The organism is Mesorhizobium sp. ANAO-SY3R2 (assembly GCF_042466635.1).
Classification (GTDB): Bacteria; Pseudomonadota; Alphaproteobacteria; order Rhizobiales; family Rhizobiaceae; genus Aminobacter.
Window position 1 is genome coordinate 1,056,469 of record NZ_CP159955.1, and the last position, 21,154, is coordinate 1,077,622.

At 65.0% G+C, this 21,154-nt stretch carries 8 protein-coding genes; 4 read left to right on the forward strand and 4 right to left on the reverse strand.

All coding sequences use genetic code 11. From position 1 onward, the window contains the following. Positions 1-18: 18 nt before the first annotated feature. Together ABSY17_RS09865 and ABSY17_RS09870 are read right to left on the reverse strand one after the other, a co-directional pair. A complete protein-coding gene (locus tag ABSY17_RS09865; RefSeq protein ID WP_378949815.1) occupies positions 19-1,047 on the reverse strand; it encodes a sulfate ABC transporter substrate-binding protein in 1,029 nt (342 codons plus the stop codon). A gap of 314 nt (positions 1,048-1,361) precedes the next feature. Continuing rightward, positions 1,362-2,399, reverse strand: coding sequence for a class I SAM-dependent methyltransferase (locus tag ABSY17_RS09870; RefSeq protein ID WP_378949817.1), 1,038 nt, complete (start codon positions 2,397-2,399; stop codon positions 1,362-1,364). A gap of 431 nt (positions 2,400-2,830) precedes the next feature. Between ABSY17_RS09870 and ABSY17_RS09875 the strand changes: the two genes are divergently transcribed. Continuing rightward, positions 2,831-4,843, forward strand: a complete 2,013-nt coding sequence (locus ABSY17_RS09875) for a putative bifunctional diguanylate cyclase/phosphodiesterase (RefSeq protein ID WP_378949819.1) — start codon at positions 2,831-2,833, stop codon at positions 4,841-4,843. A 142-nt stretch (positions 4,844-4,985) separates the two neighbouring features. Here the strand turns inward: ABSY17_RS09875 and pbpC are convergent, their stop codons facing one another. Next, positions 4,986-7,076, reverse strand: a complete 2,091-nt coding sequence (gene pbpC / locus ABSY17_RS09880) for a penicillin-binding protein 1C (protein ID WP_378949821.1) — start codon at positions 7,074-7,076, stop codon at positions 4,986-4,988. Positions 7,077-7,092: 16 nt separating this feature from the next. Further along, on the reverse strand, positions 7,093-12,558 hold the full coding sequence (locus tag ABSY17_RS09885; RefSeq protein ID WP_378952560.1) for an alpha-2-macroglobulin family protein: 5,466 nt from the start codon (positions 12,556-12,558) through the stop codon (positions 7,093-7,095). Positions 12,559-12,968: 410 nt separating this feature from the next. Here ABSY17_RS09885 and ABSY17_RS09890 point away from each other — a divergent pair, with 410 nt between their 5' ends. The 3 genes from ABSY17_RS09890 to ABSY17_RS09900 all read left to right on the forward strand — a co-directional run bounded on the left by ABSY17_RS09890 (position 12,969) and on the right by ABSY17_RS09900 (position 21,098). Further along, positions 12,969-14,903: an autotransporter assembly complex family protein gene (locus tag ABSY17_RS09890; RefSeq protein WP_378949823.1), complete on the forward strand. Its 1,935-nt coding sequence runs from the start codon at positions 12,969-12,971 to the stop codon at positions 14,901-14,903. A gap of 11 nt (positions 14,904-14,914) precedes the next feature. Continuing rightward, a complete protein-coding gene (locus tag ABSY17_RS09895) occupies positions 14,915-19,084 on the forward strand; it encodes a translocation/assembly module TamB domain-containing protein (RefSeq protein WP_378949825.1) in 4,170 nt (1,389 codons plus the stop codon). Positions 19,085-19,445: 361 nt separating this feature from the next. Next, on the forward strand, positions 19,446-21,098 hold the full coding sequence (locus tag ABSY17_RS09900; protein WP_378949826.1) for an ABC transporter substrate-binding protein: 1,653 nt from the start codon (positions 19,446-19,448) through the stop codon (positions 21,096-21,098). The last annotated feature ends 56 nt before the right edge of the window (positions 21,099-21,154 follow it).

The window sequence follows — 21,154 nt, forward strand, 5'->3', positions numbered from 1 at the left end:
CGTCCTGACTTCCCTGGTCTACTGCGCTGGCTTGTAGATCTGGTCGAATATACCACCATCGCCGAAGTGGTGTGGCTGCGCCTTTGCCCAGCCGCCAAAAATCGGATCGTCGATGGTGACCAGCTTCAACTCGGGAAGCTTTTGCAGTTCCGCCGCCGGCACCAGTTCCGGCTTGGACGGGCGGTAGTGATGCTTGGCGGCGATGGTCTGGCCTTCCGCCGAATAGAGGTAGTTGAGATAGGCTTCGGCCACCTTGCGGCTGCCCTTGGCGTCGACGTTGGCGTCCACGACCGCGACCGGCGGCTCGGCCAGGATCGACGACGGCGGGAAGACGATGTCGAACTGGTCGGCGCCGAATTCGTCGAGCGCCAGATAGGCCTCGTTCTCCCAGGCCAGAAGGACATCTCCCAGGCCGCGCTGGGCAAAGGTCACCGTCGATCCGCGGGCGCCGGTGTCGAGCACGGGCACATGGGAAAAGAGGGTGCCGATATAGTCCTTGATCCTGGCTTCGTCGCCGCCGAACTGGCCGTTGGCCCAGGCCCAGGCCGCAAGATAGTTCCAGCGCGCGCCGCCCGAGGTCTTCGGGTTCGGCGTGATGACCTCGACGCCGTCCTTGACCAGGTCGCCCCAGTCGTTGATCGCCTTGGGGTTGCCCTTGCGGACCAGGAAGATGATGGTCGAAGTATAGGGCGAGGCATTGTTGGGCAGCCGGCTGCGCCAGTCCGGATTGATCTTCTTCGAATGCTCGACGATCGCGTTGATGTCGCTTTCAAGCGCCAGCGTGACGACGTCTGCATCGAGACCGTCGATCACCGCGCGGGCCTGCTTGCCCGAGCCGCCGTGCGACTGCTGGATCGTCACCGTCTCGCCGCTCTCCGCCTTCCAGTGCCTGGCGAAGGCGTCGTTGTAGTCCTTGTAGAGCTCGCGGGTCGGGTCGTAGGACACGTTGAGCAGCGTCGTGTCGGCATAGGCAAAGCCCAGGCCGCCGAACTGGACCGCGCCGGCGATCAGCGCCGTGAGCAGTATTGATCTGCGTGAAGTCGTCATTTCCGCCTCCGTTCGAATATGGTCATAGTCTATCGAACTGGTAGAAATTAGATGCGGCGAGCGTTCCGAATTTTGCTTCGCACGGGCAAAATTCGGCCAAGCAGAAATGACGAGCGAAGAAATTTGTTCCCGCTCCGTGTGACGGCCGTGCCGCCACGTTCATCGGCTCCAGGACGAGAGGTAGCGGCGCGCGCCGCGCCGGCAAGGGGCAAGGAACGACCGCGCCATACTGCGACGGCGCTACGCCGGGCAGCGGTCAGCGCACGAGCCAGCAGTCGCTTGCGCGCCGCCGTCGCCGGCGGCGCAATCAGCGCTTAGCCGCGCTTCCTGATGATACCGTAGACGATGTTGCGGTTTTCGCCGAATTCGACGCTGGCTTCGACGGTGTTGCGGTCAACGCTGTCGTTGATGATGGCCCACATGTCGGCTTCCGAGCGCAGCAGTAGCGCCCAGTTCATGAATGTCTCCATGTAGCCGTCGACGACGATGTCCTGGGCGAAGTTGGCGAACAGGAAGACCCCATCCGGCTTCAACAACTTCATGCAGTTCTTCGTCAGCTTCACCGCGACATTGTGGGCGAGATAGTCGTAGAGGCCCGCCGCATAGACGAAGTCGAAATGGCCGAGCCGGTAGCGATCGGTCAGCAGCCCGCGCACCGAGCCATCGATCGCCTCGACGCAGGTTCCCCTGAAGTCGCGTGCGATCGATCCGACACTGTGTGGATCCTGGTCGAGGGCTACCCAGCGCTTGATGGCGCCTTTCTGCAACGCCACCGAGCCTTTGGCTTCGCGCAGGTGCCCGGCGGCAATCGTCAACACTTCCGTCTCCGGTCCGCGGATGGCCGCGATCTCGTCGACATGCCTGGTCAGCAGATCGCGTCGTTCGCGCACCGCAACCGACGACGAAGCATCCTTGGTGTAGTTGTAGAGCGCTTTCCCGATCGGCGAGGCGTCCGCAATGTCTTCGGCCACGTTGGCGTGGCCATAGATGAAGTCGAGCAGGTGGGCGTCGCCGGAATAGCCTCTGGGCTTTTCGAATGACCAGCGCGTGAACGGATCCTGGAGAAAATACTCCGCTACCGGATGTTCCTGGGCAATGGGGATGAGCGCCTGCCAGACCGCCGGGTCGAATCTCTCGCGCGTCTGGTGAAGTTCCGCGGCCAGTCGATGGATGATGGCCGCCGGATCCCTGCCTTTCGCAAAGCCCTGGTTTGCGACATTGAGGATCAGTGCAAGGTGAGCCTTTGCGATCTCAAACGTTTCGCTGCCGAAATCGGCCCTTGCCGATACCAACTCGGCCCCGATGGTTGCAGGAGTGATAAGACTTTCGCCGTCCAATACAACTCTGTTCACGCGATACCCCACGCATTAACAATGCGTTGACTCTACAATTCAGATGTTAACGATGAATTAGTTCGCGCGTGGGGCGTGTATATGCGCCGGCCGGTGCCATTGTTGCCTTGCGGCAAGTCAGGAATTGTCACGAGCGGGCCTCATAAGCTTTTCTGCCGTCTGCCTGCCTATGATATTTAATTTTACTAAAATTTATTGAACCGTCGGTAACATTCCGTAAGAGCCACAAGTTACCGTGGTGTTGCGAAGCCTGGTGCATGGCCAAAGGGATCAGTACTGGCCCCATGGGAAACCATGCACCAATGCAAATTTCTGCGACGTACTGCACAGGGGAGGTGCAGCGCGCAAAGGGGATGGCACGTGATTAGGGTTGGCGGCATCGTCCATCGCTGGAAACGCGGATATACCCGTTGAACGGGGGGCGTAGCGCGATGGATCAGTGCAGTACCCTTGCGTTGGCCAACATGGTTGGGGTGGACATGCATGAGGCTGGAAGGGGCGAGCCGTCGAAGGCGGACCTGTATGCGCTTTACCGCATGGAAGGCGACGGCGCCCGCAGGGCTGCTGCCAGGCACGGCTTGTGGGTCGCGGTCGCGGTCTATCTGCTTTTTGCCATCACCGATGTGCTGCTGATCCCCGACGTTTCGACCTACACCATTGTCGCGCGGCTGGTGATCTGCGTGTTCGTGCTTACCTTGCTTGAGGTTCAGGTCCTTCTGGACGTCAGGACTGCGTGGCTCGACGGCACTTGCGCCATTGCCCTCGTGCTTGGTTATGCAGGCTGGCTGAGCCTGGCGATCCTGACCGAGCAGTCCTTGAATTTCTCGTACTACATGATCTTCGGTGCCATCTTCATGATGGGCGCCAACCTGTTCTTCAACCTGCAGTTCCGCCTTTCGGTGGTAGCGTCGGGAACAATCCTCGCGACGTTCTTCGTCGCGCTGTATTTCCTCCATGGAAGCGCGGCCTACAAGCTTACATTCGCGACGTTCTACGTCTCGTGCTTCACCTTCACGTCCTTCGTGAACTGGAAGCTCAACAACGAGCGCTTCAACGTCTTCCTGAACGCGCTCGAGGCCAAGGCCCAGCAGCATGAGGCGACCGAGCGCGGCAAGGCGCTGCTCAGGCTGTCACGGACCGATCCCCTGACCGGCCTGGAAAACCGCCGCGCCATCGACGAAAAGCTGCGCGACTACTGGAACGACTGGCAACACGCCGGCATCGGCTTCGCGGCGGTTCTCATCGACGTCGACTTCTTCAAGAAGTTCAACGACTCCTACGGCCACCAGAGGGGCGACCGCTGCCTGGTCCTCATCGCCGAGGCGCTTCGCGAGACCATAGAGCAGTACCATGGCACGATCGGCCGTTATGGCGGGGAGGAATTCATCGCGCTGGCCCGCATGGACAGCCGCCAACAGGTGGAGGAACTCGCCGAATCCATTCGCCTGACCGTGGAGAATCTGGGGCTGATGCACGACTACAGGCGCGATGGCATGTCGGTGGTGACGGTCAGCGTCGGTGCCGCATTCACCCGCAAGCAGGCCGGCGATACGAAGCTGGAAAAAATCATCTACGAGGCCGATCGCGCCCTTTATCTGGCAAAGGCCAGTGGCCGCAATTGCACGTGGCTGTTCGATCCGAACGACCCGCAAAGCAGCGACGAGAGCGAGAACATCGCCGCGTTGCTGAAGATCGCGACCAGTCAGAACCTCATTTCGCTGGTCTATCAGCCGATCATGAGCCTCGCCTCGGGTCGAATCGAAGGCGTCGAGGCGCTGATGCGCCTGAAAATGCACGATGGCACGCCTGTTTCGCCCAGCCTTTTCATCCCCATAGCCGAGCGTACCGGCGCCATCCTGGAACTCGGGCGCTGGACGGTGCGAACCGCGTGCCGTGAGTTGCTGTCCGACAGTCAGATACGGGTCGTCTCGGTCAATGTCTCGCCCATCCAGCTCAAGACGCCCGGTTTCGCCACATCTATCGCTGCCATTCTCGGCGAAACGGGCGTGGACGGCAGCAGGCTCGCCTTCGAAATCACCGAGGGCCTCGAGATGGAGATGGATTCGGGCATCCTGCGCTGCATCGCCGACCTCAAGCTGCTCGGCATCAGGATATGGCTCGACGATTTCGGCACCGGTTTCGCTGGTCTTTCGTGGCTGCGCCTGATCGATTTCGACACGGTGAAGATCGATCGCTCGTTCCTGCATGCCTCCAGTGACGCGCGCGGTCGGGCCATGCTGCAGGACATTATCGGCCTGGTGCGCAATCGCGGCCACAAGATACTGGTCGAAGGCGTGGAGACCGCAGAGCAGATGGAACTGATGCGTGAGTTCGGTATCGATCAGGTCCAGGGCTTCCTCGTCGGGCGTCCGGCTCCGGCGGAGGATTTCCGGCATGGGCAGGGGAGCCACAAGGAACCCGTTGTCGCCCTCAAATCTGCCTGAGTCTGGCGCTGCGCGTCCGTTTGGACGCGCAGCGGACGCTGTAGCACTTTGAATATGTGCATGATCCTTTCCGAAAATCGATTTTGCCTTTCGGGGTCATGCACTGGCGACGCGCCGCAGCCCGATGCTGCTGCGCCGACGCTCACTCAACGAAGATCTTCACGCTTGCCGCCCGTCCCGCCGCGTCGATCACGGTCAGTGTCGAATAGCCAGCGCCGTCGGGTTGCCAGGTGGCCTCGCGGCGGCGCTCTAGCGTGGAGAGCGGCTTGCCGTTGGCGAGCCAGCGAAACGGCGCGCGTCCACCCTGTAGCTTGAGCACCAGGGGTGCTGCACCTTCGGAGGCGGCGCCGAGCTCGACACGGGCGCCATCGGGCGGGAAGACGATCTGCGGCGCGGGTTCAGTGACGGCAGTCGACGCAACGGTCGGCAACTGGCCTGCCGGAGAAAACCGCTCGAGCGTCACCGGCAGGTCCGCGCGCACCGTGCGGAGCGTGCCCGCCGGCGGCCGCGGCAGGGGCATGGCGGGCAGGCCGGAGCGCGAAAAGGCCTCGAACAGGATGGGCGCTGCCGAGACATAGCCGGACAGCCCGGGCACGGCCCCGGCGTCGGGTCGCCCGGCCCAGACGCCCAGCACATAGCGGCCGTCATAGCCGATCGACCAGGCGTCGCGATAGCCGTAGGAGGTGCCGGTCTTGTAGGCGATGGTACGCTTTGCCGCCCCTTCGGGCGCCTTCACGCCGGATAGGATGTCGCTGATCTGCCAAGCGGCCTGTTCTTCCAATATGGCGCCGTTAGCGAGCGGGGACGGCGTACTTGCCTCCGACCCGTCGCGGAGAATCTTGGCGCGGCCGCCATTGGCAAGTCCGGTGTAGAGCTGGACGAGGTCGCGCAGCGAAACGCCGACGCCGCCCAGGCCGATGGCAAGGCCGGGTTTTTCGCCCGCTGGCAGGGAAGGGGTCACACCGGCCTGGCGGAAGCGTGCGGTCAGCCGCTGCGGCCCGACCGCGTCGAGCAGGCGGATCGCCGGCACGTTCAGCGACAGCTGCAGCGCCTGACGCACCGACACGTCGCCCTGGTAGCTCATGTCGAAATTCTTGGGCCGGTAGCCGGCGAAATCGGCCGGCCGGTCCTCGATCAGCGTCTCCTGGGCCACCAGCCCCTGCTCGAAGGCAAGCCCGTAGATGAATGGCTTCAGCGTCGAGCCGGGCGAGCGCACGGTCCTGGTCATGTCGATCCAACCCGAGCGCGAGGCGTCGAAATAATTGGCCGAGCCGACCTCGCCGAGGATTTCGCCCGTCATCGCGTCGGCCAGCACCATGCCGACCGAGATTTTCGGGCCAAGCCGGGTGGCCGCCTCGCGCGCCACCGCCTCGAGCCCGGCCTGGACGCTCTTGCGCAACGTCAGTTGATGCCGGTCGGCGCCCGGCGCATTGCGCAGTGCCGCATCCGAGGCATGTGGCGCCAGAGCGGGCAGGGCAAGCCGCATCGCGTCCACGTCGTCGAGTGCGGCCCGCGCCGCTTCGCTTTCGCCGAGCAGGCCGGCGCTGACCATGCGGGCTAGCACGCGGTCGCGCGCGGCCTGGGCGACCTTCGCGTTGCGATCCGGCCGTCGCCTTTCGGGCAATTGTGGTAGCGCCACCAGCAATGCTGCCTCCGAAACAGTCAGCCGCTTCGGCTCCTTGCCGAAATAGGCGAGCGATGCCGCGCGCACACCCTCCAGATTGCCGCCGTAGGGCGCCAGCGTCATATAGCGCTCGAGGATCTCGCGCTTCGACAGCCGCTGCTCGATCTGCAGCGCCCTGGCGAGTTGCTTGAGCTTGGAGCCAATGCTGCGTTCCTCGCGCGGCTCGATCAGCCGCGCCAGCTGCATCGACAGCGTCGAGCCGCCGGAGACGATGCGGCCGTTTGCGGCGAACTGCCAGGCGGCGCGGCCGAGCGCCAGCAGGTCTACGCCCTCATGCTCCCAGAAACGCTTGTCCTCATAGGCGACCAGCATTTTTAGCAACTGCGGATCGACCTGGTCGAGCTGGACGGCGAGGCGCCAGTGCCCTGACGCCGTCGCATAGGCGCGCAGAAGTTGCCCGTCGCGGTCCACCACCTCGGCGGAAACGATCATCTTCTCGGGCAACGGCGGCGGATAGGCGCGGTCGAGCGCAAGCAGACCGACGACGGCGAGGGCGGCCAGCGCCGCACCCGCGGTCCCGACAATGGCGATGCGCCGTAACCGTGTCATGGCATCCGAAGGCGGATCACTCCGCCTTCACCTCCATCATGCCGGTTGCCGTCCGCGCCTGATATTGCGGCCGGTACATGTCCTCCACATTCGCCGCCGGGTGCGCGTAGACGCCAGGCGTGACCGCGCGCACGACATAGGCCAGCGTGAACTCCTGGCCCGAGCCGCCGCCGCGGTCCATGGCGGCGACGAAACGGTCGTCGCGGAATTCGAGATGCGCGGCCTCCGTCTGCGCCAGCCAGGAGAAGTTGGACAGCTCGGCGCTGGACACCAGCCCCGGATTGTCGATCTCGAAACCGGCCGGCAGCATGTCGGCGACGATGACCCGCGCCGGCCAGTCGTTGAGTTCCTTGACTTTGAGCACGACTACGAAGCGCTCGTTCTGCTTCACCTCGGTGACATTGGCTTCGCTGCCGTCGAGCCGGTAGTAGGCGCGGCTGATCTCGAACCCGTCGCCGCCGGCGGGCAGCGGCTGGACAGGGGCTGCGACCGTCGTCACCACCGCTTGCAGTGGATCCTTGCTCCGGTTGGCGATGGTCACCGGGTTGATGAGCAGGTCGGCGCCGTCGATCCGCTCGGAGTAGGCCCCATTGTGGGCGGCGCCATTGACGTCGAGCGCAATGGCGTCGTTGCCGGCTTTCAGTGCCCGTGCGGCCAGCAGCATCCAGGCGTCGTCCTGCGTGCTGGTCCACCTGGCCGCGGCCCGGTCGTCCGCCACCATCTTGACCAGCGCCGGCACCACTGAGGGCACGGGCTTGCTCTCGGCCGCCAGCGCCAGCATCGCCGCCCCGTCGCGCAGGCGCGAGCCGTAGTCCGACCGGTACCAGTTGTGTTCGGGCGTTGCCCTGGCGAGCTGCAGGGCAGTATCGAAGGCCTGGCCCGAGCGCTGGCCATCGCCGTAGAGCGCCAGGCTCGCACCAAGCTGCGCCACCGCCATCGGGCTCTTGAAAGCCTCGATCTTGGTGTCGGCGAAGTAGCGCAAGTCGCCGACCGAGGCCTTCTTGTTGCGCGCCAGCACGTAGAGCGCATAGGCGATCTCCGAGCCCCGGTCCTCGACATCGACGTCGTAGCCGATGGCGTTCTGCAAATTGTTCAGCGCCTGCATCATCGCCTGCTGTGGCACCTCGAAGCCCTTTTCACGCGCCCTGGTCAGGAAATCCGAGACATAGGCGTCGAGCCAGAGGTCGCCCGAGCCGGGCGACCATAGGCCGAAGCTGCCCGACGAGGACTGGTAGTTGAGCACGCGCCAGATCGCGCCCTGGATGCGCTCGCGCAGGGCCGGATCGTCGGCCATGCCGGCCTCAGCGCTGAGCTCGCTGACATAGAGCAGCGGCAGGGCCCGGCTGGTGGTCTGCTCGGCGCAGCCATAAGGGTAGCGGTCGAGCGTCATCAGGATCGACGGCACGTCGAAGGCCGAGGATTGCGACACGCCGATGCTGACATGGGCGTCGTCGAGCAGACTGGCGGCCAGCAATTCCCTGTCGATGCGCAGCGATGCGTTGGGCGCGAGGTCCACCACCATGCGCGTGGTCACCGGCAACTGGCCGGGCCGCACGGGGAAGGAAAGCTCCTGTTCGACGGTGAGCCCATCGGCATTGGCGAGCCGGACCGTCAGTCCAGCGGTTCCCGCCGTCAGCGGCATCAGCGGGATCGAGATCGTCTGCCGCTTGCCCGGCTCCAGTGTCACCTTTTCGGGCAGGGCGGCGTTGCCTGTCGAAAGGTCGCCCGTCGTGTCGATCGACAGCTTGTAGTCGCCTGATGGTGCATCCGTGTTGGCGATGTCGAGCGTCATCTGCGCGAAGTCGCCTGGCGCCATGAAGCGCGGCAGGCCGGCGGTCAGCACGATCGGATCGCGCACGATCACGTCGCCGCTGGCATGGCCAACTGCGTCCTTGGTCCAGGCCACGCTCATCACCCGCACCGTGCCGTTGAACTGCGGAATGTCGAATTCGACCGTCGTCCTGCCATCGGCATCGAGCTCGACGATGCCGGAGAAGAAGGCGACCAGCTTTTCCTTGGGTGGGCTGCCCTGCGAGGTCATGGCCGCGCCGTCGCCGCCGGTGCGCAGCTTGCCCATGGCTCCCAGCGAGCCGTCGATCAGCCGACCGTAGAGGTCGCGCAGTTCGAGCCCCATCATGCGCTGGCCGAAGTACCAGTTTTCCGGATCCGGGGCCTTGTAGCTGGTGAGGTTGAGAATGCCGACGTCGACGGCGGCAACGGTCACATAGGCCTTGTCGCCTTCCTTGGCGCCGGTGACTGAAACCGGGATCGACAGCGCCTTGCGCGGTACGGTCTTCTCGGGAAGCGCCAGCGCGACGTTCAGCTTCTTCTCCGCCGGGTCGACCGAAAGCCATTTCAGGCCGATGGCGCGCGCCGGCATCCGCGATTCCTGCGCATCGCCGGGCCGGTAGAGAGTTGCGGTTACATAGGCGCCCGCACCCCAGTCGTCGCCGACGGGAATGTCGACGGTGCCACCTTCAGCCGGGATGCTGGCGGTGATGGTCTTGAGCAGTCGCTCGGAGCCGATGGCGACCAGCAGTTCGCCGGCAAAGCGCGGCGACACCTGCAGCTTGGCTATCTCACCTGCCTTGTAGCTTTCTTTGTCGAGCGCCACTTCCAGGCCGTCTGGCGTTTCCGTTGAGGTCGCCGCGACATACCAGCCGGCGTCGAACTCGTAGCTCGACGCCGGTCCCGTGGGATCGGCGGTCTCGACTTCCAACCTGTAGCGGCCCCAGTCGACCGGAAGCGACACGGTGGCTTTGCCATCGGTCGATATGTCGACCTGGCCTGATGCCACCGACTTGGTGAAGGTCACCGGCTCGTAGTTCCAGTAGTTGCCCGAGCGGTACCATTGATAGTTCCGCTCGACCTTGACCAGCGACCACTGCGCGCCGGAAAGAGCTGTGCGCCGGCCGTCGGGCTGGGCGGCGATCAGGCCGAATTTGGCCGTGCCGCCCTGCGGTACCTCGTTGCCCGAGAAGTCGGGACGAATGCCGATCATGGTGGCCTGTGGGCGGATGCCGATGTCGAGCCGTTCCTCGACCGCGCGGCCACCGCTCTCGCGCATGCGCACAGTCAGCGCCGCATTGATCAGCCTCGTCGTCGAGGGCAGCTGGTTGACGTTGACCGGGAAGGTCGCCTTGCCGTCGTCACCCACCACCGGCAGGTCGCTCAGCGGGATACGCGTCGCTTCGCCCTCTTGCTCGTCGGCGAGGCCGAAATAATAGCCCTTGAAGGCGTCCCATTCGCGCTTGGTCGAAAGCGTCAGTTCGCCTTCGAGTTCGAGGCCAGCGGCCGGCGCGCCATAGAGGAAGCGGCCGTCGACGGTGGCGTTGGCAGTTTCGCCGACGGTCATTTCCTTGGCGTCGGCGGTCAGCGTGAACTCGATGCGGTCCGGCACGAAGTCCTCGACCAGGAACATCTGGCTGGCAACCGCCGGCTGCTTGGGGTCGGTGTGGATCGCAAGGGTCCAGGTCCCGCGCATGGCGGAGCTGGACAGCGGCAGGTCGACGGTGTGGCCGCCTGATTTGCCGCTCTGGCTCACCATGCGCCGGTCCTCGACGCCGTCGGGCCGGGTAAAGATGAAGGTTAGCGGCAGGCTGTCCACCGCTCGTGCCCTATCGTCGCGGGCCAGAGCCGCCGCATGCACGGTTTCGCCGACGCGGTAGATGCCCCGCTCGGTCCAGGCATAGACGTCGAGCGCGCCAGGCGCGGCGCGGCCGGTGACACCGTGGTCGGACAGGTCGAAGCCGGCGCGGGTCATGTCGAGGAAGACGAAGTCGGCATCGCCCTGCCGGGCCATCAGCACCGCCGGCGCTTGGCCGCCCTCGCCACGGGCAAGGCCCGGATTGAAGGTGGCGCGGCCGTCGGCGTCGGCCTTCGCCGTGCCCAGAATCTCGTTGTTGCGGGCAAGCAATGTCAACTCGACGCCGGCGAGCGGCCTGGCCGAGCCCAGCGAGCGGGCAAAGACGTTGAGCCCATCCTGGCCGGTATAGGTCGAAAGCCCGATGTCGGACACGACGAACCATTGCGTGGCGCGCGAGTTCCAGGTCTCGCTCTTGTCGTTCACCGGCTGCGCGGTCAGCACATAGACGCCGGGCTTGCGGTTGGGCAGCGCGGTGTCGACCGGAAAGGAGGTCGTCACTTCCTTGTTGAGCTCGTTGGCGACGGTCATCTGGCCTTGCCAGATCGGCTCGCCCATCTGGTCGGAGATGTTGGAGAGATCATAGCCGTCGAGCTGTCGCAGGAACTGGTAGCCGGAGAGAAGCTGCGCCAGCGAACGGTCGCCGATGCGGTAGAGCTTCATCTCTGCCGCATCCATGTTGACGGTCACCACGGGAATGCCGCGGCGCGCCGACGAAGGCAGCACGAAACTCTCGCCGGTGAAGCGGGCCGACTGCGCCCGGTCCTGGATATAGACGCTGAGCACGACGGGGGCCTGCAGCACCTCGCCGATTGCCGCCGGCAGGCCGGAGCGGAAGGTGACGCGGTAGTGCTTGCCGTGTTCCAGTCCCTCGATGCAGATCTGCTGGTCCTTGGCCTCGATGCCCCTGGGGGCGGCGCCGTCGACGGTCACGAAGGGGGCATAGTCGACGCCGGCCTTGACCAAAGCTTCGGAGAACTGGGCGCAGACGCGCGGCGAGGTGTTGTCGGCGTCGATCGTGTGCTCGACGATACGAAAGCCCTTGCGCGCCTTGAGGTCCTCATATTCGGCGCGGATGGCGGGCGAATTGTCGAGTGTCAGGCTCGCCTCATAGGCCTGGAGCGCCGGGCGGAACATTTCGCGGCGGTCGAGCGCGCGGGCGAGCAGCGCCAGGCTTTCGGCCCGGTTGGCGGCCGTGCGCGAAAGCAGATAGGCATTGTAGGCCGTCGAGGTGGCGTCGCGCTGCAGGGTGGCGCCTTCGTCGCCATTGGCCGGCTCCACCGCCAGAACGGCGCGGGCAAGCCGGGTCCAGATCGCGACGTCGTCGGGCAGGATGGCTGCGGCCGAACGGAATTTCTGCATCGCCGTGCGGCCGTCGTTGCCCTGCAGGGCGGTCTCGCCTGCATCGGTCAGGGCGGCAAGGCCTTCCTCGCCTACGGCCACCGAGCCGTTGGTGAGGCCGGTGCGGTACTGGCGGGCCTCTTCGACCATTCCGGCCGGGAAGTAGGCGAGCGCGCCCGGCGCGCCGATGTCGGGATCACCGCTGGCGGCGACGACCTTGCCGGCGACCGCGCCGACGAAGGGCTTCATCGTGGCGAAGTCGGACTTGAGGAAGCACCATTTCGCCTTGGTGTTGTAGGTGAAGGCGCGGCAGCCCTGATCGCCCAGGCACGTGGTCTGGCACTGGTCGAGCGTCACATTCTGCTCCGACCGCAGGTCGAAGCCGAAATAGTCGCCGTTCTCGCTCGTCACCACCCGGCGCGGCTCGGCTGCCAACGCAGCGACCGTCCAGGCGAGAATCAGAACAACAACTACCGGAAAACCGCGCACCGCACGCATCATCTGTCTCTCCACCTGTGTCGCCGCCGTTCAAGTCGTGTTCAGCTTCGGCCAGTGCATGATCCTTCCCGAAAATCGGAATCGATTTTCGGGAAGGATCATGCACCAATTCAAAGTGCTACAGCGTCCTTTGCGCGTCCCAAAGGACGCGCGGCGCTGTAGCCATGTTCAGGCCCTGTCCCGCACAGTCAATGCGAGAATCCGTACGCCTGAATGCAACCTTAATGCTTGTCTTGGACGCTGTGCATGGTATTGCCCCCAGCCATGCGGGTTGCCTCGATGACCATACCCGAATCCCTAACGCGGCGCTCATCCATTGGACCAATGAATTCTAACATTTCAATTATAGCTGCTTTACGAATACCAGGAAACTTCATTCCAATTTTAGGATTGGCGGTTAGCTTGGCGTAATGTTTGTGCGGCGTATGCGTGGAAAAGTCGGTCCTGCAAGCGCCCGCGTGCTGTTGCGCGCGGGTATGGCAGCGTTTTTGTCGACCGCCATGCTCGCCGCCGAAATGCGTTCCGCCGCGGCCTTCTCGATCTTCGGCATCCGGCTGTGGGGCTCGGCCAGCAACGAGGATGCCGACATCGTCGATCCGCTACGCTACAGCGTCACTTTCGACGTCGTCGGCGCCGACGACGAGCTGCGCAAGGCGCTCGAACGGGCCTCCCTGCTGAAATCGGAAGAAAAGCGCCCCGTCTCCGGCTCGCTCGGCCTGCTTGCCAAGGCGCGCAACGATCGCGAGCGACTGGTCGCCGCACTCTTTTCCAAGGCGCGCTACGACGGTGTCGTCAACATCGCCATCGCGGGCAAGCGGCTCGACGATCTTCAGCCTGATGCGGTCTTTACCGGCCTGCAGCCTATCCCGGTCACGGTGACGATCGAGCCGGGCTCGAAATTCACCCTCGGCGACGTCGCCCTCAAGAGCGACGGGGCGAAGATCATGGGCGCTCATTTCGGCCTGATATCAGGCGGCGACGCCAGTTCCGACGCCATCCTCAAGGCCGAGGCCGCCATCGTACGCGCGCTCAAGGAAGAGGGCAGGCCGCTAGCCCACATCGCGAACCGCACCATCGTCGCTGACCACGCCACCACCACGCTCGATGTCACCCTTGACGTCGCCGCCGGCCCGATCGCCGGCTACGGCGACACCAATGTCGAAGGCACCCAGGCGGTCGACCGCGACTTCACCGTCTACATGACCGGCCTCGAACCCGGCCGGCAATATTCGCCGAAGGAGATCGATGACGCGCGCACCCGGCTCCTGGCGCTCGAGGTGTTCAGCAGCGTTGCGATCAGCGAGGCGGCAGCCCTCGACGCCGCCGGCATGATCCCGATCGACGTCAAGGTCAGCGAGCGCAAGATGCGCTATTTCGGCGGCGGCGTGACCTATTCGAGCATCGATGGCGCCGGCGTTGAAGGCTATTGGGGCCACCGCAACCTGTTCGGCCGCGCCGAAAAACTGCGCATCAGCGGTTCGATCGGCCGCATCAGCGACACTGCCAATCTCGGCAAGCTCAACTATAATGCCGGCATCATGTTCGAGAAGCCCGGCGTCATCGGCCCCGCGTCGAAGTTCTTCGCCAATGCCAAGGTGGCGTTCGACCATCCCGACGCCTACGACATATTCTCGGTCAAGGGCGGCGCCGGCCTGTCCTATGAACTGACCAAGGAGCAACGCGTCTCGGCCGAGCTCTCCATCGACTATTCCAAGATCGAGGACGCGCTCAACCCTAGAGGCCAGGACTACCTGCTGGTCTCGGTGCCGCTGCAATATGCATTCGACAATCGTGACAACAAGCTGAACCCGACGCGCGGCTTCCGCGCGCTCGCCTATGTCGAGCCGACCTACGACGCGCTCAACTCCAACGCCTTCGTCAAGCTCAAGGGCGAGGGCGCAACCTATTACGGGCTCGGCGCCAACAACCGCATCGTGCTCGCCGGCCGCGCCGCGCTCGGCTCGATTCTCGGCGCCAGCCTTGAGGAGGTGCCGGCCGACCGGCGCTTCTATGCGGGCGGTGGCGGCTCGGTGCGCGGCTATCCCTACCAGGGCATCGGCCCGCAAATCGACGGCAAGCCGATCGGCGGTCTGTCCTATGCCGAGGCCTCGGCGGAGATCCGCTACGCCGTCAACGAGAAGATCGGCATCGTGCCGTTCGTCGATGCCGGCACGGTCTCGACCAAGCAATTCCCCGATTTCGGCACCGTGCGCGTCGGCGCCGGCGTCGGCGTCCGCTATCTGACGCCTTTCGGCCCGCTGCGCGTTGACGTCGCGATGCCGCTCAATCGACGCCCCGGCGATCCGCACTACGGCATCTACGCCGGCATCGGCCAGGCATTCTGACGACGATGGCCATGCTCAAGAAAATCCTGCGTATCCTGTCCTTCGCAGTGCTCGTGGCGCTGGCCCTGGTCGTCGGCGCGGTCGGCGTGTTCACGCTCACCGCCAAGGGCCGTGAGAACCTGGATGGCCTGATCTCCAGCGTTGCCTCGACCGACGACCGCAAGGTCAGGCTGACCGGCATCGACGGCATCTGGACCGGCAATCTGACCCTCGACAACGTCGTGGTCGAGGACAGCCAGGGCGCCTGGCTCGCCTTGCGCGGTGTGTCGGTCGACTGGTCGCCGCTGGCGCTGTTTTCCGCCACCTTCCGCGCCGAGCGCGTCGCCGTCGATCGCATCGAACTGGCCCGTCTGCCCAGGGCCGGCGCGTCGAGCGCCAAATCGAGCGGCGGCGGCATCTCGCTGCCGGTCTCCCTCGACATCGAGGAAATCGACCTGCCCGAGATCGCGCTCGGCGAAGAGCTTGCAGGTGCCGGTATTGCCGAGCTGTCTGCCAACGGCATGCTGCGCGCTGGCGGTTCGCCGCTTGCCATCACGACCAGGCTCCATGTCTCGCGCAGCGACGGCAAGCAGGGCTCGGTCGATGCCGATATCGCCTTTGCACCCGCCGACAATCGCCTGACGCTCAACTTGCGCGCGGCCGAGCCGGCAGGCGGCATCATCGCCAACATGCTCAAGCTGCCCGGCCAGCCCGCCGTGGAACTGGTCGTCAAGGGCGAGGGCCCTGCCGCCGACTGGAGCGGCAAGGCCACTTTCGCGGTCGACGGCACCGTCGTCACCCGCATTTCCGGCACGCACCGGCTCACCGACCAGGGCAATGTCATCACCGCCCAGGGCGATGGCGTGTTCGAAAGCTTCCTGCCTGCGGCGCTCAAGCCGCTGCTCGCCGGCAACACCACCTTCGACATCGCCGGCACCCGCACGACGTCAGGCGGCATCGACATCGAGCGCGCCACGCTTGCCAGCCAGGCGCTGACCGCATCGGCCGCCGGTTCGCTCAACCCGCAAGGTGCCGCCGACCTGTCCGTCGACGTCATGGCCAATGCCGGCCCGATCGTGCTCAGCCTGGGCAGCGATGCCCAGCCGGTCACGGTTGCCGTCGACAGCGCGACCTTGCGCGCCTTTGGCGACGGCAAGGCACCGGCAGTCGATTTCGCCGCCTCGCTGGTCTCGGTCATTGCCGGCAACACCGAGCTGCGCGACATCGAGGCGACAGCGCATTCCGACGCTTTCGACATCGCTTCCCGCACCGGCCCGGTCGCCATCAATCTCGGCATCGGCGAGCTCAAGACCGATGTCGCCACGCTTGCGCCGCTGGTTGCCGGCCGCGTGGCCGTCGACATGGCCGGTTCGATTGGCAAGAACGAGATCGTCGTTGATCAGGGTGCGATCCGCAGCGACGCGCTCAATGGCGAGCTGAACGCCAGCGTCAACCTCACCGACCTCGCGGTGGAACTCGGCCTCAAGGCTGACGTGCTCTCGAGCGCGCTGCCGGCGCCGGTCCGCACAGCGCTTGCCGAGCGGACGCAGTTTTCGGCGACCGCCAGCCGCGATGCCGAAGGCGCTATCGCTGCCAACGCCATCGAACTCACCTCCGGTGCGCTGAAGGCTGAGGGCACCGCGCGCATGAAGGGCAGCGAGATCGACGCCGACCTCAAGGGCTCCTTCGCCGACATCTCGCTGCTGTCCAAGCAAGCCAAGGGTGCTGTCGACTTCGCGCTGACCGCGAGCGGCGCGCGCACCGCGCCGGAGGTCAAGCTCACCGTCACCAGCGACCGGATCGAGGCGGCGTCGCGCGAGATCACCGGGCCCAACCTCACCGCCTCCGGCACCGTCGACCCGGCCAATCCCGCCGCAAACGTCGCGCTGTCAGGCAATGTCGCGGGGCAGAAGCTCGAGGGCAACGCCGTGCTGCGCACCACCGATGGCACGCGCGAGGTCAAGGGCCTGTCGCTGTCGCTCGGCCAGAACAAGCTTTCGGGCGACCTCGTGCTCGACAGCAATTTCGTGCCCGAAGGCACCATCACTTTCAACCTGCCCGACATCGGCCCGCTCGCGGCCCTCGCGCTCGAGACGGCTGAAGGCGACGTGCGCGGCAAGATCAACTTCACCCGCAGCGGCGATGTCCCCAGGCTGACGGTCGAGGCAACGACGGCCAAGCTCAGGCGCGGCGACATTTCGGCCAATGCGGTTGCGGTCAATGCCGACATCCTCAACTACCTCAAGGCGCCGGCGATCTCCGGCACGATCAGGGCCCAGTCGTTGACCTCGGGCAAGACCGTCATCAAGGGCATCGACGTCGACCTCAAGCGCGACGGCGAGTGGACCGGCTTCTCCGGCGGCGCGACCGTTGCCGACATTCCGGCCAAGGCGGCCGGACGGCTGAAGATCGCAGGCGGCAATACGACCATCGAGCTTGCCTCGGGCGAGGGCACCTTCCGCGGCATCCGCGCCGCGCTGGCGCGTCCGAGCACGGTGCAGATATCGGGCGGCACGACGACGCTCGACCGGCTGACGCTTAATCTCGGCGGCGGCACCGCCACCGTTTCGGGCACGGCCGGTTCGACGCTCAACCTCTCCGCCACGCTGGCGAATGTGCCGGCATCGCTGGCCAACGCTTTTTCGCCCGGCCTCGGCGCGGCGGGCACGATCTCCGGCACGGTCAATGTCACCGGTGCGGCCGCCAACCCGACCGTTGCCTATGATCTCAACGTCACCGGTGCTGCGGTTTCGCAGACGACGAGCGCCGGCTTCGGCGCGATGAACATCGCCTCTACCGGCACCTTCTCGGGCGGCAGGCTGACCTTCCAGTCGACCATCACCGATCGCGCGGGGCTGGCGCTGCGCGGCGGCGGAACCGTCGTCACCAACGCGCCGATCACGCTCGACCTTAATTTCACGGGGCCTGTCCCCTTTGCCTTCCTGACGCGGACGCTCGCCGCCCAGGGCCTGCAGCTCACCGGCGCCGCCGACGTCAATATCCAGGTGCGCGGGCCCGCCAGCGCACCCGTCATCGGCGGCACCGTGCGCTCGTCCGGCGCGCGGTTGCTCGCCGCGCAGATGGGCCTGGCCATCAACGACATCAATCTCGATGTCGGCATCGCCTCGGGCGTCGCCCGCATCAACAGGCTCACCGGCAAGATCTCGACCGGCGGTTCGCTGTCGGCCAGCGGAACGGTCGGCATCGATGCGGCCAGGGGCTTCCCAGCCGATATCGCGATCCGGCTGACAGACGGCCGCTATACCGATGGCCGCGTTGTCACCGCCAATCTCGGCGGCAACATCGTCATCAAGGGGCCGCTGGTCTCGGCGCCGGTTTTGTCGGGAACTATCAATCTGGCGCGGACGGTCATCAACATCCCGGAAAAGTTCCCCGGCGGGCTGACGGCGGTGGACGTCAAGCACAAGAACGCGCCCAAGGCGGTCATCGCGCAGCAGGACGCCATGCGCCCCGCCGAGAAGGCGAGCGGCGGCAGCGGCGCGCTGACGCTCGACGTCACCGTCAATGCCCCCAACCAGATCTTCGTCCAGGGGCGCGGCCTCGACGCCGAACTCGGCGGCACGCTGCGGCTGACCGGTTCGTCGGCCGAGCCTCAGGCGGTCGGCGAGTTCACGCTTCGGCGCGGCCGGCTCTCGGTGCTCGGAAAAAGGCTCAATTTCACCAAGGGCACGGTCGGCTTCTTCGGCTCTCTGGTGCCGACGATCAATTTTGCCGCCGAGACCACGGCAGGCGATGCCAAGGTCACGGTGGGCATCACCGGCGAGGCCAACAATCCCAAGTTCAACTTCTCTTCGGTGCCGGCTCTGCCGGAGGACGAGGTGCTGGCGCGGCTCATTTTCGGCCGCTCGATGTCAAACCTGTCGCCGCTGCAGATCGCTCAACTTGCTGATGCTGCTGCTACCATGGCCGGCATCGGCGGCACGACCTCGCTGCTCTCCAGCCTGCGCTCGTCGCTTGGCGTCGATGACCTCGACGTCAGGACCAACGCGCAGGGCGGCACGTCGGTCGCGGTCGGCAAACATCTCAACGACCACACCTATCTGACCATCGAGAAGGGCGACCAGCCCGGTTCGGGCAAGGCCACGATCGACCTCAATGTCGGCCGCGGTGTCAAGCTGAGGGGCCAGGCGACCGACCAGGGCGAGGCCAAGGGCGGCATCTTCTTCGAGAAGGAATATTAGGCGCCTCCCCACTGGGGTGCGCCTGAAGGTCTGAAGCTGCGCGTTTCTTCAACCCGAAGGTCGCGCTCTACCGCGATGCGTACCACGCGTCCCTGCCTGTCTGCACTTTGCTGACATCATACTACGGCGACAGTGGCCCTGTCGCGCAATGCCACCCCATGGCCAAGTCAATCAGCGTCGCAGATTCTCACGAATCCGGCGAGCATTAGCAGTTTTGCGTCACGATTGTCGCAATAGCAGAACTGCCCCCCTCCCAGAAATTGCAGACTTGGCTCGGGAACGTCGACATCCGACCGTTTTGACAACGGCATAAGGATGCGGAATTGTATCGTTACAAGGCCAATAAAAATGGGAGACGGAAATGACATTCTACAAGAGTAACTCTGATGTTGTGCCCGGCCACATCCACGAGCTGGCGCAGGCAGTCGTGAACGGCAAGATGGATCGCCGCGAGTTCCTCGCCATGGCGACCACCTTCGGCGCCACTGCCGCGATGGCCTATGGCATGATTGGCCTCGCCGTCCCCATGGAAGCGCAGGCGCAGGAACCCAGGAAAGGCGGCATCCTCAAGGTCGCGCAGTGGATCAAGGACCCCAAGGATCCGCGCAAGGCCGACTGGTCGGAGATCGCCAATGCCCAGCGCCAGGCGATCGAGCCGCTGGTCAAATACACTGCCAAATACACCTTCGAGCCTTACCTGCTCGCCAACTGGGAAGTGAACGACGACGCCACCGAATACGTCTTGCATGTCCGCCCAGGCGTGACCTGGAGCAATGGCGATCCGTTCACCGCCGATGACGTCATCTTCAATTTCCACCGCTGGGGCGACAAGAGTGCGGAAGGCAACTCGATGCCTGGCCGCCTTGGCTCGCTGGTTGACGAGAAGACCGGCAAGCTGCGCGAGGGCGCGGTCGAGAAGGTCGACGACATGACGGTCAAGCTCAAGCTGACCTCGTCCGACATCTCGATCATCCCGAACCTGTGCGACTATCCCGGCCTCGTCGTCCACAGGAGCTTCGACGAGAAGGGTGGCGACTTCAAATCCTGCCCGATCGGCACCGGTCCGTTCGAGCTCGTCTCCTACGACGTCGGCCAGAAGGTGGTCTACAAGCGCCGCGAGGACAACAAGTGGTGGAACGGTGACGTCTATCTCGATGGCGTCGAGCTGATCGACTACGGCACCGATCCGGCCGCCATGGTCAGCGCCTTCGAGGCGGGCGAGGTCCACACCAATTTCGAGACCTCGGCCGATTACGTGGCGATCCTCGACGGCCTTGGGCTCAACAAGTCGGAAGTGGTCACCGCAGCCACCATCGTCGCCCGCACCAACGTCGCCAACAAGCCCTATGAGGATCAGAGGGTGCGCCAGGCGCTGCACAAGGCGGTCGACAATGCGGTGGTGCTGCAGCTCGGCTACGGCAATGCCGGCGCGGTCGCCGAAAACCACCACGTCGCGCCGATCCACCCCGAATATTACGAATTGCCTAAGCAGACGCGCGACATCGCTGCCGCCAAGGCAATGATGGCTGAGGCCGGCCAGGCCGACTTCGAGCACGAGCTGATCACCGTCGACGAGGATTGGCACAAGAATACCGGCGACGCCATCGCCGCCCAGCTGCGCGAGGCCGGCATCAAGGTCAAGCGTACCGTCCTGCCCGGCTCGACCTTCTGGAACGACTGGACCAAGTACCCGTTCTCGATGACCAACTGGAACATGCGCCCGCTCGGCGTACAGGTCCTGGCGCTCGCCTACCGTACCGGCGAGGCGTGGAACGAAAGCGCCTGGTCCAACCCGGAATGGGACAAGAAGCTCAACGCAGCGCTTGCCGTCGCCGACGCCGAAAAGCGCAAGGAGATGATGAAGGACATCGAGCTGACCCTGCAGGAGTCCGGCATCATCATCCAGCCGTTCTGGCGCAAGCTCTACAATCACTCGGTGGCGGCGGTGCAGAACCACGGCATGCACCCGACCTTCGAGCATGACTACGGCAAGGTCTGGCTCGCGGAGGGGTGAGCCGCAATCCGGGGAGGGGCGGGACGCGCCCCTCCTTCCTTCCGTAAAAGGGTTGA